This window comes from Bradyrhizobium zhengyangense (assembly GCF_022012555.1).
GTDB classification, from domain to species: Bacteria; Pseudomonadota; Alphaproteobacteria; order Rhizobiales; family Xanthobacteraceae; genus Bradyrhizobium; species Bradyrhizobium zhengyangense.
In genome coordinates this window covers 221763-239024 of record NZ_JAKLTZ010000009.1, presented here as the reverse complement: position 1 = coordinate 239024, position 17262 = coordinate 221763, and the positions used below count along the sequence as shown (strand labels likewise).

The following is a 17262-nucleotide window of genomic DNA, read 5'->3' as shown; positions in this document are numbered from 1 at the left end:
CCAAGCACAATCACGCTCTTACGGAGCATTCAGTGACCTTGCCCTGACCCTGCATAGTCTGGAGGGCGAGCTTTTACCATCGGCAACATTTGACATATGCACATTCGCCTGTTACTCACATATGTAATATATGACATATGGAGGAAATCGATGCTTCCCGGCGTCGAATGCCCACTAAGCCCCGTTGCGCAGCCGGCGTTCGGGTTATTGCGAGGGCCTCTGAAGAATGAGTGGCATGCCCGCAGAGGGACGTTCCGGAGAGCAGCGCGCCCGGCCAATTCTCAAAAATGCAGGGCAGGGGCATGCCTCTTGGAAAGCCTCGGTCGCTGCCGAAACACCACCTCTAGCGCCGCAGCCCATTGACCGGTGCGGCCAGACGGTCTCCGGCGAGCAGTTCAATTCAGGAGGAATGTCCGTGGAAACGATCGATACGCCCGTCTTGATAGTCGGCGGAGGGCCGGTCGGCTTGTCGCTTGCAATCGATCTCGGTTGGCGCGGTGTCGAAGCGCTGCTCATAGAGCAGGAGCGGCCGACGGCCCGGATGGTTCATCCTCGCATGGACAATGTCGGCATTCGCACTATGGAATTCTGCCGACGCTGGGGAATTGTCGAGGCCATCGAAATGGCCGGGTTTCCTCGCGATCTGCCGGTCAGCATCGTCTATGCGACGGGGGTCCTCGGCCACGAACTGGCGCGCGATGTCTACCCTGATAAAGCGCACGCGGTCCCGCCACCGTTTAGCCCGCAAAAGCACGAGCTATGCCCTCAAAATTTTTTCGACCCCGTACTCCAGAACGCAGCTTCGAGCTACTCGACCAACCAGTTGCTGTATCAGCACCGCCTAGAGGAATTCGAGGACAAGGGCGACCACGTCATCGCTCACGTGCGCCCGCTGCTTGGTGGCGAACCACTATGCGTGCGTGCGCAGTACCTTGCCGCCTGCGATGGGGCAAGCAGCACAGTCGCACAGCGACTCTCGCTTGGTCCGACAAACAGCAAGGTATTGAGTTGTAGCACGAACATCTTCGTTCGGTGTCCGGCTCTGGCGCAGAAGACGCTCGCCCAACGGGCGTATCGGTACGTGTTAGTCGGGCCTGAGGGGGTTTGGGGAAGCTTCGTCAATATAGACGGGCGCGATACCTGGCGGCTTCAACTGCTCGGCGACGAGACCTGGCCCAATTGGAGCGAGGCGCAGATCAACACTTTTGTGCGACGAGGAATCGGAGCCGATGTTGACTACGAGGTGCTCTCTTGGTTGCCGTGGTCCCGTCGTGAGATCACTGCGCCGAAGTTCAGCTCCGGGCGCTGCTTCCTCGTCGGCGATTCGGCCCATCAGCTCTCTCCGACCGGCGGATACGGCATGAATACGGGCATTGCCGAGGCGGTTGATCTGTCATGGAAGATCGCAGCTGTGTTGGAGGGGTGGGGCGGCCCCACACTCCTGGAAAGCTACGACACAGAGCGGCGCCCGATCGCCATGCGCAACGTGTCGCAGGCGTCCGCGAACCTAGCCGCGATGCGCTCGGTTCCTCCAGAGCCGATGCTGCTCGACCAAGGCCCTGCGGGCGAGACGGCGCGGCGCGCAACAGGAGCCTATACCCAGCAGGCCATGCAGCGGGAATGGAGGTCGTTCGGAATTCATCTTGGGGCGGTCTATCGCAATTCGCCGATCGTCGTCGCTGAATCGTTCGAACGAGCCGAGCCCGATGTCGCGAACTTCGTGCAAGTAGCCGAGGCCGGCGGCCGCGCACCTCATGTTTGGCTCTCGCCGGGCCACTCCACGTTAGACTTATTCGGTCGTGGGTTCGTGCTGCTGGAGTTCGCATCGGAGGTGGGTGCTGCTGTGGGCGGTCTGACCCGTGCGGCGCACGCGGTTGGGCTGCCAATCCGTCATCAGCTCATCCCGGAGCCAAACACCATCGCCGTCTACGGGCGCCGCTACGCTTTGGTCCGCCCGGACGGACACATCAGCTGGATTGGGGACGCTATTCCTGAAGAGCCGGCGCGGCTCATTGATCGCATCCGCGGCGCGGGCGGCGTGCAGGGCACGTCGGCATTAAGAACGCTTCCCTTGAGCATGGGCAGCGTGGCCTCATGAGTCTGACCGGCAAAACCCTGTTCATTACCGGCGCAAGCCGAGGCATTGGGCTCGCCATTGCGCTGCGAGCCGCGCAAGACGGCGCCAACGTTGCAATTGCAGCCAAGACTGTCGAGGCGCACCGGCATCTTCCCGGCACGATCTATTCTGCCGCCGAAGCCATCGAGCGAGCTGGGGGCAGGGCGTTGCCGCTGGCCGTCGACGTCCGTGATGAATCCTCCGTCGAGGCCGGCGTTGCCCAAGCGGCAAAGACGTTCGGCGGCATCGACATTTGCATCAATAATGCATCAGCGATCCATCTGGCCGGCACCCTACAAACGGATATCCGGCGCTTCGACTTGATGGCTCAAGTCAACGCACGCGGGACCTTCATCACTACCAAGGCATGCCTTCCGCACCTGATGAAGGCAGCTAATCCGCATGTCTTGATGATATCTCCGCCGCTTGACATGACGCCCAAGTGGTTCGCGCCGCACACCGCCTACACCATGGCGAAGTTCGGCATGAGCATGTGCGTGCTCGGCATGAGCGCGGAATTTGCCGATCGCGGTATTGCTGTCAATGCTCTCTGGCCCCGAACCGCCATTGCGACGGCTGCCATCCAATTTGCATTGCTCGGAGAGAACGGAATGCGTCATTGCCGCAAGCCGGAGAGCATGGCCGACGCAGCCCATGCCATCCTCTCAAAGCCTGCGCGCGCCTTCACGGGCAACTTTCTGATTGACGACACGGTGCTCTATGACGAGGGGGTGCGCGAGTTTACGCATTATAGCGTGGATCCGGCGCTGCCTTTGATGGGAGACATGTTCGTTCCGGGCGACTTGCCGGCCCCACCCGGCGTGCAGATCAGCTCCGCTATCGATACCGCACGGAGCTAATGCCGGCGTGCCGGAAAGTCTTTTGCGCCAGCGCATCCAATGGAGTTGCGAATGAGTAATTCCTCTATCTCGCTCGATGATCGTTATTCCAAGCGCGGCGGAACAGTTCTCCTCGGCGGAGTGCAGGCGCTCGTCCGCCTGATGCTATTACAGGCCGAGCGAGATCGGATGAATGGCTTGTCGAGCGCGGGTTTCGTCAGCGGTTATCGGGGTTCACCCCTTGGTACGCTCGATGCCGCGTTTGCCTCTGCGAAGCGGCTAACGAGCGACCAAAAGATTGTGGTGCAGCCGGCGGTCAATGAAGAACTCGCGGCCACCGCCGTGGCCGGTACGCAGCAGATCCATCAATCACCCGGCGCCCGGGTCGATGGTGTTTTTGCGTTGTGGTACGGCAAGGGCCCTGGACTGGATCGCGCGGCGGACGCGATTAGGCACGGCAACTCGCAAGGTTCTTCGCCGAACGGCGGGGTGGTCGTCGCCGTGGGTGACGATCATCTGGCAAAATCCTCAACGGTCGCCTGCTACAGCGACGAGACTGTCGCCAGTCTCCTCCTCCCGCTGCTCTACCCGGCTGATCCCGGCGAGATCGTCAGCTATGGACTCCACGGCTTTGCCATGTCGCGGCTGACGGGATCTTGGGTTGCGCTAAAAGTGCTGACGGAAGTGGCCGACAGTACACGCACCGTGCCGGCCGCAGAATTAGGTAATTTGCCCGTTCGGCCCGACGTCACTGTGCCGGACATTGGCCTGCATAACCGCTGGCCTGACTTGCCGCTCGATCAGGAACGGCGGCAGCATGAATTCCGTTTGCCGGCTGCGCTTGCTTATGTCCGGGCAAACGGTCTCGATCGCGTCGCGGTGAGGCCTAAGGACGCGCGGGTCGGTTTCGTCGCGGCCGGCAAATCTTGGAATGATTTGCGCGAAGCACTCGACCTGCTGGGCCTTCACGATTCACGGCTGATCGAGCTCGGGCTGGCTCTCTACAAGCCGGCGATGATCTGGCCGCTAGAGCCTCAGGGCCTCACAGCCTTTGCCGAAGGCCTGCAGGAGCTCGTCATCGTGGAGGAGAAGGCGCCGCTGATCGAGCGCCAAGTAAAGTCTATACTCTACGGCCGGTCACAGGCTCCCTCGGTTTGGGGCAAATGTGGACCGGAGCAACACCCGATGTTTTCTGCAACGGGCGATCTAACGCCCGAGCAGATTGCTGTCCAGATCGCGGCGGTCATCGCAAGGATATCCGGTGATCAGGTCGTAGCAGCACGAGGCGAACGCTTGCGCCGGCACACGAACCAACGCGGATTTGCAGATGTGCCCGCATCCCGGCGTCCATTCTTCTGTTCCGGGTGTCCGCATAACCGGTCGACAGCCGTGCCAGATGGCAGTCGAGCTCTCGCTGGGATTGGCTGCCACGGTTTAGCCGCGCGCAATCGCCCTGACACGTTCAGCTATTCCCAGATGGGCGGCGAGGGAATCCACTGGCTCGGCCTCGCTCCGTTCACCGACGAATCGCATGTGTTTTCGAATATGGGCGATGGCACGTATTTCCATTCAGGCCTGCTCGCAATCCGCCAGGCGGTCTCTGCTAAGCTGAACATCACCTACAAGCTGCTCTACAACAGTGCTGTCGCGATGACAGGCGGTCAAGCAGTCGATGGCGACCTTTCCCTCGAGCGGCTTCTGCGCCAGCTCCGGGCCGAGGGCGTCAGCACAATAATTTTGGTCACCGATGATCTGGCGTCCTATCGTGAGCATGCCGAGGTCCACTCCCTGGCGGGAGAGGTGGTGGATCGCGACGAACTTGATGCCGTACAGCTCAAATTGCGAGCCCAACCGGGTGTAAGCATCATCGTATATGACCAGATGTGTGCTACCGAGCGCCGGCGGAAACGCAAACGTGGCCAACTGAAGGAAACCAGCCGCCGCGTCTTCATCAATCAGCTGGTCTGCGAAGGCTGCGGCGATTGCTCGATCAAGTCAAACTGCCTATCCGTGGAGCCGGTCGACACTCCACTAGGTACGAAGCGAAGAATCAATCAATCGAGCTGCAACACCGATCTCAGTTGCATTCGAGGCTTCTGTCCCAGTTTCGTAACTGTCGAGGGTGCCCGTGTGAACCGCGGGCCAAAACCGCAGCTTACGATCGACCAACCATTGCTGCCCCTGGTGAGCGCTGCGCCGCCGCAACACAGCCGCATTCTTCTTGCCGGCGTAGGTGGGACCGGAATCGTGACGACGAGCGCGGTGCTGGCAATGGCCGGACACCTGGCAGGTCGAGGGGCCGCGGTGCTGGACCAGATCGGAATGGCTCAGAAGGGCGGGGCGGTTACAAGTCACGTTCATCTTGGCGGCCCCATTCATGCTTTGCGGATTCCAGCGGAGCACTGTGACCTTCTCCTGGCTTGCGACCAGATCGTCGGCAATGCATCGGACGTGATGGCATCTCTCAACCGAGGGCGGAGCCGCGTCCTCGCCAATGCTGACGTGTCCATCACTGGAGATTTCGTCACTAATCGTCAGGCCGTCGTGAATTCGAGTTTGCTGACGAGACGGCTGAGCACACAAGTTGAACCGGAACATTTCGCGGTGTTTCCCTTCACGGCTTTGGCACAATCTTTGTTCGGCGATTCGATCGCCGCCAATTTCATGATGATCGGGTGCGCTTATCAGAAAGGCTGGCTTGGCCTTAACCTTGAGGACCTCCACCAGGCGATCGAACTCAATGGCGCCGCCAAGGAGGCAAATCTCGCTGCGCTTGAGTGGGGGCGTCGGTTAGCTTCCGACCCTCAATTCGTCTTTGTTGCAGCAGGCCTGGCCGAAAAGACTGAGCAGCGCACCCCTGAGGCGGAGATCCAAGATCTTACGACATTTCTTCGCAACTATCAGAGCAATGACTACAGCCAGCGTTTCCTTGATGTCATCAACCACATCCGTGAGGCGGAGACTAAGGTTCATACTGGCCATTCGCTAACGCTGGCTGCTGCGCGATCCCTGTTCAAGCTGATGGCCTACAAGGATGAGTACGAGGTTGCCAGACTCTATACGAGCGGAGAGTTCGAGCGGGCAGTCCGATCTCAGTTTGATAGCTTCGCAAAGCTGTCAATCTATCTTGCACCGCCTTTTCTGTCTCGCCGCGACAAGACAACGGGAGAGCCGCGCAAGATCCGGTTCGGAGCTTGGATCTTGCCCGTCTTCAGAATCTTGGCGGCCTTGAAGATCTTGCGCGGAACACCCTTCGACGTCTTCGGAAGGAGCGCCGAGCGCCGCACCGAGCGTGCTCTGATCGCCGAATTCATCGATGCCTTGAACCGCTTACCCCGTCGATTGTCAGCGGCATCGCTTCCACAGGCTGTCGCCATTGCTGAGCTACCGCTCGAGGTGCGTGGCTTCGGCCACGTGAAGCAAAAGGCGATCGAATTGTTCCGGCGGCGCCTTGGGGAGGCGCTCGCAGGTTACGAAAATGCGGCGCCTCACTTGGACGCTAGCGCGCGCACTACGCTAAAGGCATGAAAACCGAGGTGACAAATGACGAAGCGTTTCCCTGACGATCCGATTTATCATGGCTTCGACGCTCCTGGCCGTGTAGAGGCACACGTGTTCGATCTTGACGTTGAAGGACGCATTCCAACCGATCTCGACGGCACCTTTTTCGTGTAGCTCCCGAACCACAATGGCCGCCGAGCTTGGCCGTGACATCTTTTTTAACGGCGATGGCATGGTTGGCGCCTTCCGTTTCAAGGATGGTCATGTCGACTTTACGTCGAAATATGTCCTGACCGACAAGTTCGTTGCGGAGCGGGCGGCGCGCCGCGCCCTCTACGGCGCCTACCGCAATCCGTTCACTGACGATCCATCGGTTGCCGGTACTATCCGAAGCACGGCCAATACCAACGTCGTCGTTCACCATGGGCTGTTGCTCGCGCTGAAGGAGGACGGACCGCCGGTCGCGATGCGGCCAGATACGCTTGAAACGATCGGTAACTACCGTTTTGACGGAAAGATGACCAGTCAGACATTTACGGCTCACCCCAAGATCGATCCGACCAATGGCGAGCTGATTGGCTTTGGTTATGCCGCCAAGGGTGTGACGACCACCGATATCGCCTATTACGTCATCGATCGCGGCGGACACGTGGTGCATGAAGCTTGGTTTAATGCGCCGCGGGCAGCGATGATACACGACTTCGCCGTGACGGAAAACTATGTCGTCTTTCCCGTGAGCTCGCTGACGTCGGACATCGAACGCCTGAAGCAGGGCGAACCGGCCTTTGCCTGGCAGCCGAATGTGGACCAAATCTATGGGGTTCTGCCCCGCCGCGGCAGCGGAAAAGATATTCGTTGGTTTACAGTGCCGACGAACGGCTTCCAGGGCCACACCATCAATGCATGGGACGAAGGACACAAAGTCTATCTCGACCTGCCCGTCGTCAATGACAACGTGTTCTGGTTCTTCCCAGAATATAGTGGGCACGTGCCTGATCCCCGGTCCCTGCGTCAAGCCATGACGAGATGGACATTTGATCTATCTAGCAACAGCCCCGTTCCTCAGGCCGAGATCTTTACCCAAACGATGGGCGAGTTCCCCCATGTGGACGAGCGTTACGCCACGCGGCCCTATCGTCATGCCTTTCTCGCCCTTATCGACCCCTTCGCTCCGTATGACGCGGATCGCTGTGGCCCGCCCTCGGTCAACGCTTTCCTCAACGGCCTCGCTCACCTGGATATAGCGACCGGAAAGAGCGAGCGCTGGCTACCCGGTCCCACCTCGTCTGTCCAAGAACCGGTGTTTGCTCCCCGATCCCCTAATGCGCCGGAGGGAGACGGCTACGTCATTGCGCTCGTCAACAGGCTCGACGAAAGGCGGAGCGGCCTCGTCATCTTGGACACTCAACATTTTGCAGATGGCCCGGTCGCAGTCGCTCACTTACCGCTGCGGCTACGCAACGGCTTGCACGGCAACTCGGTGCCTTCAAGCGAGCTCACTGCACCAAACTGACACGGCTCCACTACGGACAGCAACCAGCTGACCTCAGCCACAGGCAACCACAAGAGGATGTAACATCTCTTGTGGTGACCTGCCTGTGGCTGATTTCGCTCGTGAGGCGACCGTCGCGCCAGGGACGGCGATCTTGGACGGCCTTGCATGTTGCCGCTTCAGCATGACGGGCGTTTGATCATTCACGAACAAGCGCCCGCGCTCAACTCCAGACAAATGCTGCATGGCGCCATATGTAATAGTTGACATATCGTCGAGCCCTGATAACCTAGAACTATAAGTCAAAAGTGTCATATGAGGAATCTGTCCCCATGAGCGTCCAATCGCTACCCGCCGACCTGCACAAGGCAACCTCCGCGCTGCCTTCGCCGCGCGTTTCGGAGATCGTTCTGCAAACTGCACAGTACGAGCTGATGCGCGACTGGTACTCATCTGTGCTGGGATTGAGCTGGAGCATCACAAATCCTGGCGGTGCCCCGGAAAACCGGCGCCGTTTCGCCGGCTCGCCCAAACAGACCCGAGCTAGCGACGTGCGATCCTGTTTCATGTTCTTGGACCGCTCGCCGGTTCATGGGCAGGTCCTGGCGCTATTCGAGCTGCCAGAGCTATCCGACTCGCCCAGCCGCGATCCCGGCTTGAATCACTTTCAATTTCGTCACGCAAATCTGGCGGCGCTGCTGGATCGCGTGGAATTGTTGCTCGGCGCTGGTCTGCAAGCCCACCGCGCTTCCAACCACGGTCCAGTGACAAGCTATTATTTCTCAGATCCAGACCAGAACGTCGTTGAGCTTTGCTGCAACAATTTTGACGACGCCGAGAAACTCAAGGCCTTCATCGACTCTGACGCTTTCAAGAACAATCCCTCTGGCATTGATGTCGACCCGAAGGATTTCTTGGCGCGCTTCCGCGCCGGCGAGCCATTAGACCAGCTGCTTAAGATCTGAGGGCCCATGCAGCGGGATAGGCTAGAACGAGCGGCGGATATCCTCGAGGCTCAAGCGACGGTCTTGAGCTTCATGGAGCATTTTGACTATGGCAATGCCGAGGCCGCTGCAGGGCTCTTCACAGAAGATGGTGTCTGGCACCGCGGCGATGGCCTTGTACGCGGCAAGGGCATGCTTGTTGATCTTATCAATCGCCGCGATCGCAACCTGGTCGTCCGACACCTGATCTCCAACATCAGATCGGAATGGCTGAACGAAGATCGCATTCTTATTCACGCGTACGTAACTCTGCTCAGCCAGCGCAGTGAGACCACTCCTCAACAGTTTCCTCTGCCATTTGATGGCGTAGCAGGATTTGGCCGTTACGAAGACGAGCTGCATCGGAGCGACGGGCGCTGGTTGATCGCAAGAAAGAAAACGGTGACCGAACTCAAGAAAAAATAAAACATGAGCTGAAAAGGGGAGGAAGATGATGACGAGCGTTAATACGCCTGCGCTGCCGGCCGTTGGCGACCTGTCGCCGCAGGTTCAGCTACGTGGAATAGAGGCAACAAAGGTCGTGCTCGGTTCCGGAATTGGCATGTTGACCAATTTCGGGCCGATCGTAATCTATACTTTCGGAACATTCCTGCTGCCAATTGTCAACGATACGGGCTGGTCGAGGGCCAGCGTGGCTGCCGCTCTTGCGCCAGCTGCTCTCTGCTCCGGCTTCTCGCAGCCAATCGTCGGGTGGCTGGTCGACCGATATGGGCCGCGCGTCTTTGCAGGCTTTTCTTTCGCTTTGTTTGCGCTCGGCCTGATTGCACTCGGTCAACTTCCACGTGATCCCTTAAGTTTTGCAATCTTTATGGGCCTGCTCGGACTCCTTGGCGCGGGGCAAGGGATCACGGCTTTCACCTACATAGTCACTCGGACTTTTTCGACCTTTCGTGGGTTTGCGCTCGGCATCATTAATGCAGCCTCGGCCGCCGGCATCATGTTAATGCCCGCGATCGCCACCTTTTCCATTGCAGAATACGGCTGGCGCAACAGCTACGCAGCGATCGGCGCTGGGGTCGCAATCCTTGGCGCAGTAGCCGTCATCTGGCTCATTCCCGGCAAGGAGCGCTTTCAGAAGTCCGCCGCTTCCGCGCAATCCTCCAAGCTTGTCTTCGGTGAGCTTTTGTCTGCTCCAATTTTTTGGATGCTTGCGTTGGCATTCCTACTGATGACGCTCGCCATTCAAGGTATGATTGTCCACATGACACCGTTGTTGATCGATCGCGGCTTTCGGCCCGTCGATGCGGCGGCTGTGATGGCGACATACGGCATGACGATGCTGGTAGCCCGCTTCTTGCTCGGGTCCATGCTTGATCGATGGTCTCCACGGTTGGTAGCGGTCGTTGGTTGCCTCGGTCCTGTGGCTGCCGGACTGCTGTTGGTCTCGACACGGCAGACTTCTATGGTTTATTTGGCCGCAGCTCTTCTTGCGCTTGGAGCGGGAGCAGAGTCGGATCTCATCCCATACACTGTCGCACGGCAATTCGGCGTTGCCCAGCTGGGGCAAAAGATCGGGCTGTTTATCGTCGTGTTCGCCATTGGCGTAGCCATTGGCCCGCTGATGTTTTCCGCGGTTCAAGCCTTGCGGGGAAACTACGACATCGCGCTCATCGCCAGTAGCGCCCTGATGCTGGCGGCGTCAGTCATCTTTGCTTTGATCCCATCCGCCTCGTTAAGCCAAAACGGCGAAAAGAGCGGCTGAGTCAGCCTTCATCAGCGCCTCAAAAAAAGAAGGTATCTCAATGAAAGTAGCTCGATTTGCTCGGAATGGCTCGGTCAGCATCGGCCTTGTGAAGGGCGACGGCATCATCTCCCTGTCGCCGTTTGATAAAGGCCTATCTGATATCGATGAAGTAGTGGCTGCGGAAGGCTGGGCTCGCGCAGAAAAGCTTATGACACGCGAGCCTGACCTGAAGATTGGTGACGTTGAGTTTCTTCCTCCCCTGTCTGCTAGGGCCAGGGTGTTCTGCGTTGGCTTCAACTATAAAGCTCACGTAGACGAGACCGGAAACGAGGCGCCTGCTTACCCGACTTTTTTCCAGCGAACGCACGAGAGCTTCGTTGGGAATCGCCAGCTGCTGCTTCGGCCTAAAGTGTCTGAGCGCCTCGATTACGAGGGGGAGCTTGCTCTCATCATCGGCCGGACGTGCCACAGAGTGGAGGAGGGAAGGGCGCTCGACTACGTCGGCGGGTACACCTGTCTAAACGAGGGCAGTGTCCGAGATTACCAAAAACACTCTGCCACTGGCATGACGGGCAAGAATTTCGATTCGAGCGGATCCATAGGACCCTGGATCGTGGCGGCGACTGACGTCCCGCATCCGGACCGCCTCGCGCTTTCCACGCGCTTAAACGGCGAGGTGGTTCAACAGGCATCGACGAGCCAGCTGATCTATGGGTTACCGCGGCTTATAAGCTATCTGTCCAGTGTTCTCAGGCTCCTGCCAGGCGATATCATCGCGACCGGTACTCCAGCAGGAGTTGGGTCGCGTCGCGTTCCGCCGCGTTGGCTGCGCGCTGGCGACCGGGTCGAGGTGGAGATCTCAGGCGTCGGAATTTTGGAAAACGCGGTGATCGACGAACCGACGTGAAAGCTCGCCCGAAAGCGGCCGCTTAAAACCTTCCCGATAGGCGGACCCAACAATCTGCTTTCAACAACGGCCCGCGGTTAAGCGCGCCAATACGACCTTACCAATTCAGCGCACGGAGGTGTTCATGCCCGCAGCCATGATGAAAGCTGTTCAAGTCGAAAAGCCGGGAGGACCCGAGGTCCTCAAATACATCGATCTGCCAATTCCCACACCGGCGGCTGGGCAAGTCCTCATTCGGACCGACACCATCGGGGTCGGGAAATACGATGCGCTGGTCAGGACTGGACGCTACCCGTGGCCCGTGGAGTATCCGGAGGTGCCGGGGATCAGTGTAACCGGCTATGTTGAGCGGGTGGGAGATGGTGTTGAAGGCTTCTCCCCGGGCCAGCCCGTTCTCGCATGGAAGTTTTCTCGCCGATGTTACGCCGAATATGTCGCCTGCGATGTCCACGAGATCACGAAGCTGCCTGAAGGCATAGACATTGAGGGCGCGGTCGCAATTCCCGACTATCAGGTCGCATGGGGCATGTTGAATGACGCTGCAGATCTGCGCCGGGTAAAGGTCGCCTCCATCAACGGAGCTACTGGCGGCGTCGGCTGCGCCATGATCGATCTTTGCCGCGCTGCTGGGATACAGCTGATAGCTGTCTGCCGGGCCCCGAACAAGGCAGCGTTCGCCTTGGAGCGGGGTGCAAGCTATGCGATCGACAGCAGCTCTGAAGCGGTTGGTGCCCGGATCTTGGATATCACCAAAGGTACGGGCGTCGACTTGATGTTCGACCAATTGGTCGGTCCGGATTTCCGCGACAACATCAAGCTCGTTGCTCCCTTGGGACAGATCGTCACGTTCAATGCGCTGTCGGGACTTCCATCGTCCGACCTATTCGCGGACTTGCGCAAGAACATGGACCGCAGCATCTCAGTGCGTGCTTATAGCGTTCACGTCTACGATCCATTTCCTCAAGAGCGCGTACGGATTGCGTCAGAGGTCTTCAAACTCGTGGAAGCAAGAGCCATCAATCCGTCCGTGACGGTGCGATTGCCGCTTAGGGAGGCTGTGCAAGCGCATCGAATGCTTGATGGCCGGGAAGTTATGGGCAAGCTGGTGTTAAAGCCGTAGCGAGGGATGCATCACCGCACACCCGAGACGCCGTGATTCGCCGCCTTCCATTTCCTGTCGATGGCAAGGAGATGCGGCGCAATCGACGACACGACAATTCTATACATAGGCATACCGCCACCAAGATGCGTCCCGGACTTAATGATGAATTAGCGAGAGCGCGATAGGTTCTCGGAAACTTATGCGAAATGTGGGGTACGCATGCGAATCGGAAAGCTCTTTGCGCTGTCGATGCTGACGGTGACCACGTTTGCGGTTATTCTCGGCGCCGAGGTTCTGCTTCCGCAGACGCGCATCTTCGTTAGTCGCTCCGAATCCATCAAAATGGTCGAGGCTTTCGGCGCGGTGCTGATGGTCAGTCAACACCTGGCGGGCCTTCGTACACCCTACATCACGATCTTTCAGGAAACGCCCGCCACGCCGACCCAGATCGAAGCGATGGGCAAGGCGTCGAGCGCCGCCGATGCGGCCTTCGACCTGGCCCGCAACAGTTTGCTGGCCCTTGATGGTGGCGAACCGATGATCCAAAGCCTGGACCGTACCGGGCGCCGTTTCAAGGATGTTCATGCGGCGGCCGATCGGGCCGTGCGCGTATCCCTCGGATCGCGCGATAGTGCGGTGGTCAAAGAACTCCTTCCCACTGTTGCCGAGATGATCGGCGCGATCGAGCCGATCCTGAATCGGCTGGAGGGGCAGGTGGTCAGCGCCGATTCTTCACTTGCAACGCTGCTGAGCCTGGCGCGAACCGCGCAGGATTTGCGGGTGACCGCCGGCAGCCACGCCTCGCCACTGTCGCCGGCCTTGAGCGCCTCGCGTCCGCTCACTCCCGCTGAATTTGCGCTGATGGATCGTATGCAGGGCCGCTTAGATGCCGACCGAGAACGCATCGAGGGCACGATCGACCAGCTCGGCAATCCGCCCCGCCTTGCCACGGCCATGAAAGCGGCCGTCGAAGCCTATTTCGGAAAGGCGATTCCGGTCGTCGAGAAGGAAATGCCGGCGGCCAGAGGCGACGGCAAATACAGTCTCAGTCCCTCCGACATGGCCAAGGTCATTGTGCCCGCTATCCAGATGTTCTTCGGCGTCCGCGATGCCGCCTTGGCCGAAGCTGCCGAGCGCGCCTCGGCGGTCCGTGACGGCGCGCTGGGGATGCTGGTGCTTGCAGGAGTTGCAGTGCTGGCCCTGCTCGGTACGCTCGCTGGCGTGACCATAATGCTGCGCCGACGCGTGGTGACGCCGCTAGGCCAGCTTGCGGAGGTGATCGGCACTCTTGCGGCCGGAAACCATGACGTCGAGATCCCATCGACCGGCCGGAATGATGAAGTCGGCCAAGTTGCCGGCTCGCTACAGCATTTCAAAGACAAGCTAGTCGCCCAAAAGGCTGCCGACGCCGCGGCCGCCAGCGAAGCCGAGGGCAAACTCAAACGCGGCCAACGCTTGGACCAGATTGCGCGCGAATTCGAGGCCATGATCGGCGATGTGATCAGGACCGTTTCGTCCGCCTCCGCGGCGTTGGAAGCGTCGGCCGGTATGCTGACTAGCACGGCCGAGCAATCCAAACAGATCACGGCTGCCGTGGCTGGCTCCTCCGAACAAGCTTCGACCAACGTGCAGACCGTGGCGGCGGCCGCCGAGGAGATGTCGTCGTCCGTCGACGAGATTGGTCGCCAAGTGCAAGATTCAGCCCGCATTGCTGGCGAAGCGGTGCTGCAGGCGGGACGGACCAACGAGCATGTCGCCGAACTCGCCAAGGCGGCCCGTCGGATCGGCGACGTAGTCGAACTCATTAGCCAGATCGCAAGCCAAACCAACCTATTGGCCCTCAACGCCACTATAGAAGCGGCACGCGCCGGGGAGGCCGGCCGCGGGTTCGCGGTGGTGGCGTCGGAGGTCAAGGCTCTGGCCGAGCAGACGGCCAAAGCAACCGACGAAATCGGTCAGCAGATAACAGGCATTCAGAGCGCAACCCAGGACTCGGTCGGCGCGATCAAGTCGATCGGAGACACCATCGGCCGCATGTCAGAAATCGCCTCCACGATCGCGGCGGCGGTTGAGGAGCAGGGCGCGGCAACGCGCGAAATCTCCCGCAACGTGCAGCAGGCGGCGCATGGTACCCGACAGGTTTCGGCCAGCATCGTTGATGTACAGAGGGGCGCCAGCGAGACCGAAACGGCGTCATTCAACGTGCTCGCCGCCGCGAAGTCACTGTCCGGCGAAAGCAACCGGCTAGAGACCGAGGTCGCCACATTCCTGGAAGCGATCCGCGCAGCCTAACGGGCCTAACACGGATCACCTGTCCTCGCCGGAACTCTCCGGGCTGAACGTCTCATTGCTCGTCTTGAACGGGCACTCACCACAAGGTCACCTGGACACACCGTCGATAGTCATGTCGGGATAGCACTCAATATGTTTGCCTCGAGTTCGTTGCGGAAACCCCGCAGACTCTGATCGTCCGCTGGATAACAATTGAGTGACAGGTCAGCACCCACACTAGTCACGACCGCCGCCTCACAAACTTTGCTGGCGGTGCAGCTGTGAGCCGTGTCGTGGAAACGTTGCGATCACGACGTGGCTGGGCAGCCTCCTACTTCCTTTTGGTAAACTCAGGCGGCGACGACATTCTCTTTTTCGCCCGTCGATCGGCTACTAATTCAGCAGCCTGCTAGGCGTTTTCGGGACACATCACTGCGCTAATGACGGCGATCAGCTCCTTGCGGAATTGCTTGTCGTCTTTAGCAACCGGCGCAAATCGCGCGATGAATTGCCGGTTAGCCATGGACATCGACATCGCGCCGAGGGCGGCAAAGAATCGCAAGTTCGGATCGACTTTCCGGCTGTTGCCACTCCGATTGACTGCTGCGATCAAGGGTACCAAGGTTTCTCGGAGTGGCTTAGTTAGGGCATTGTGAAAGAACTCAAATCGCTCGCTCTGGTCGATCCCGGCAACCTCGTTGATGACAAATCGCGCAAATTGCGGCTTACGCTGGCCCACATTGATCAATTGTTCAATCGTAAGCTCTAGGCGCTCCCTCGAAGACACTTCTGCCCCATCCGATCGCACGGATGCGAGCAGAGCCATCGCCTCCCCCGAAAACGACTCGATTACGGCCTTCCATAGTTCGAGTTTTGATCCGTAGTGGTAAGAGATCAGGGCGACATCAACTTTCGCGGCAGCAGCGATTGAGCGGAGGTTTGCCTTTTCGAAACCGTGCTCGGCAAATGCGTCGAGCGCTGCATCGAGAAGGTTGTCGGCCTCTAGTTCTGAGCCCTTCCGTGGTCGACCGCGCGTTCTCACGGCTTTTCGAGACATCCCTCCTCCTCCATCGACCATTCCGACCTCTTGACGTTTAGAACGATGCAACTAAATATTCAACGCCTGTTGAATATTACGCCTTGGAGTTCTTTGGCGGGGCGCTCAGACAACTTGAAACTTTGAGTTAAATCAGCATGTTGCAAATGCCCAGCGAAGAAGGGGACCTAATGCCGCGGCTGGCCAACAGGGCGCAATTCCGCACGTCGCTCGCGCTCGTCGCGACCGTGCTTACAGCGTTCCCGAACTCGATGGCGCGAGCGGGTGACAAGTCTTCGGCGCTGTTGCGCGTGACCGTCGCCACCGCCCGCCGGCAACACATCACGCCAGACCTTCCCCTCACTGGGACGATCCAGGCTCGCATCCTTTCGAACATTGCATTTCAGACCAGTGGACGAGTTGTCCGTCGCGACGTCGAGGTTGGGCAGTATGTCAAAGCAGGTCAAACTCTCGCGCATCTTGAACGGACCGAGCAGCAGACCGATGTTACCAGTGCTGAAGCAGCGCTGAATGCTGCGAATGCGCAGTTGCTGGAAGCCCAACGAAATTTCGAGCGACAACAGTCTCTGCTTAGCAGTGGCTCTACCACACGTGAGCGATTCGATCAGGCGTTAGCCACGCTTCGAACAGATGAGGCGCAGGTCAACAGCGCACAAGCTGCCCTGAATACGGCACGCGAGCGGCTAACCTACACGGAATTGAAGGCAGGACGGGACGGCATCATTGTCTCACGTAGTATCGAAGTCGGCCAGGTTGTGCAGGCCGGACAGACGGCTTTCGCCCTTGCCGAGGATGGCCCGCGGGATGCGGTATTCCAAGTTCCCGAGATTCTTGTCACCAATCCGCCAAACGACAGGACTGTCGACATCACCTCGCAATCGATGCCGAATGTAACTGTTGCCGGCTCTGTGCGCGAGATCTCGCCGATTTTGGATCAGGCCACCGGCACCGTTACGCTCAAGGTCGCGGTCGAACGAGCGCCGGCCGATTTGACACTCGGTTCGGCCGTCGTCGGTAGAGCCCGTTGGGAGTTATCGCCTGCCTTTGTCATTCCATCGAGCGCGCTGTTTGCAGCCAACGGTAAGCCCGCAGTCTGGATATTGGATAGCGAGAACAAGGCCCGGCTTCGCGGGGTCGTCGTGCAGGAATATCTCACTGGAGCGGTCGCGTTGGCCGCCGGATTGGAAGAAGGCGAGCGTGTCGTAACTTCCAGCGTACAACTGCTGTATCCAGGGAAGGTTGTCGCGGTCGCCTACGGAGCCGAGCCATGACGTCGCCCGCACCCACGG

13 protein-coding genes are annotated in these 17262 nt (G+C 59.2%); 12 read left to right on the top strand and 1 reads right to left on the bottom strand.

Features of this window, described 5'->3' with window-relative positions; genetic code table 11:
- Window positions 1–415: 415 nt before the first annotated feature.
- The 11 genes from L6639_RS29625 to L6639_RS29580 all read left to right on the top strand — a co-directional run bounded on the left by L6639_RS29625 (window position 416) and on the right by L6639_RS29580 (window position 14937).
- The gene (locus tag L6639_RS29625; protein WP_164933585.1) at window positions 416–2098 is read left to right on the top strand and encodes an FAD-dependent oxidoreductase; all 1683 of its coding nucleotides are present in this window, start codon (window positions 416–418) and stop codon (window positions 2096–2098) included.
- On the top strand, window positions 2095–2976 hold the full coding sequence (locus L6639_RS29620) for an SDR family oxidoreductase (protein ID WP_128930000.1): 882 nt from the start codon (window positions 2095–2097) through the stop codon (window positions 2974–2976). The genes L6639_RS29625 and L6639_RS29620 overlap by 4 nt, the downstream gene beginning before the upstream one ends.
- A gap of 51 nt (window positions 2977–3027) precedes the next feature.
- On the top strand, window positions 3028–6483 hold the full coding sequence (locus L6639_RS29615) for an indolepyruvate ferredoxin oxidoreductase family protein (protein WP_164933586.1): 3456 nt from the start codon (window positions 3028–3030) through the stop codon (window positions 6481–6483).
- A 15-nt stretch (window positions 6484–6498) separates the two neighbouring features.
- Window positions 6499–6630: a hypothetical protein gene (locus L6639_RS43120; protein WP_276575769.1), complete on the top strand. Its 132-nt coding sequence runs from the start codon at window positions 6499–6501 to the stop codon at window positions 6628–6630.
- Between the two features lie 13 nt (window positions 6631–6643).
- A complete protein-coding gene (locus L6639_RS29610; protein ID WP_206733113.1) occupies window positions 6644–7969 on the top strand; it encodes a carotenoid oxygenase family protein in 1326 nt (441 codons plus the stop codon).
- 311 nt (window positions 7970–8280) lie between these two features.
- Window positions 8281–8913: a VOC family protein gene (locus L6639_RS29605; RefSeq protein WP_128930002.1), complete on the top strand. Its 633-nt coding sequence runs from the start codon at window positions 8281–8283 to the stop codon at window positions 8911–8913.
- 6 nt (window positions 8914–8919) lie between these two features.
- Complete coding sequence (locus L6639_RS29600) at window positions 8920–9357, top strand: nuclear transport factor 2 family protein (protein ID WP_128930003.1); 438 nt, start codon at window positions 8920–8922, stop codon at window positions 9355–9357.
- Between the two features lie 25 nt (window positions 9358–9382).
- Window positions 9383–10654: an MFS transporter gene (locus L6639_RS29595; RefSeq protein WP_128930004.1), complete on the top strand. Its 1272-nt coding sequence runs from the start codon at window positions 9383–9385 to the stop codon at window positions 10652–10654.
- Between the two features lie 40 nt (window positions 10655–10694).
- On the top strand, window positions 10695–11543 hold the full coding sequence (locus L6639_RS29590) for a fumarylacetoacetate hydrolase family protein (protein WP_128955136.1): 849 nt from the start codon (window positions 10695–10697) through the stop codon (window positions 11541–11543).
- 124 nt (window positions 11544–11667) lie between these two features.
- Window positions 11668–12663, top strand: a complete 996-nt coding sequence (locus L6639_RS29585; RefSeq protein ID WP_128930006.1) for a quinone oxidoreductase family protein — start codon at window positions 11668–11670, stop codon at window positions 12661–12663.
- Between the two features lie 201 nt (window positions 12664–12864).
- A complete protein-coding gene (locus L6639_RS29580) occupies window positions 12865–14937 on the top strand; it encodes a methyl-accepting chemotaxis protein (protein WP_128930007.1) in 2073 nt (690 codons plus the stop codon).
- Window positions 14938–15325: 388 nt separating this feature from the next.
- Here L6639_RS29580 and L6639_RS29575 read toward each other — a convergent pair whose 3' ends face one another.
- Window positions 15326–15973, bottom strand: a complete 648-nt coding sequence (locus tag L6639_RS29575; protein ID WP_164938227.1) for a TetR/AcrR family transcriptional regulator — start codon at window positions 15971–15973, stop codon at window positions 15326–15328.
- A 170-nt stretch (window positions 15974–16143) separates the two neighbouring features.
- On the opposite strand from L6639_RS29575, the gene L6639_RS29570 reads away from it, so the two are divergent.
- Complete coding sequence (locus L6639_RS29570; RefSeq protein ID WP_164935433.1) at window positions 16144–17244, top strand: efflux RND transporter periplasmic adaptor subunit; 1101 nt, start codon at window positions 16144–16146, stop codon at window positions 17242–17244.
- Window positions 17245–17262 lie beyond the last annotated feature (18 nt).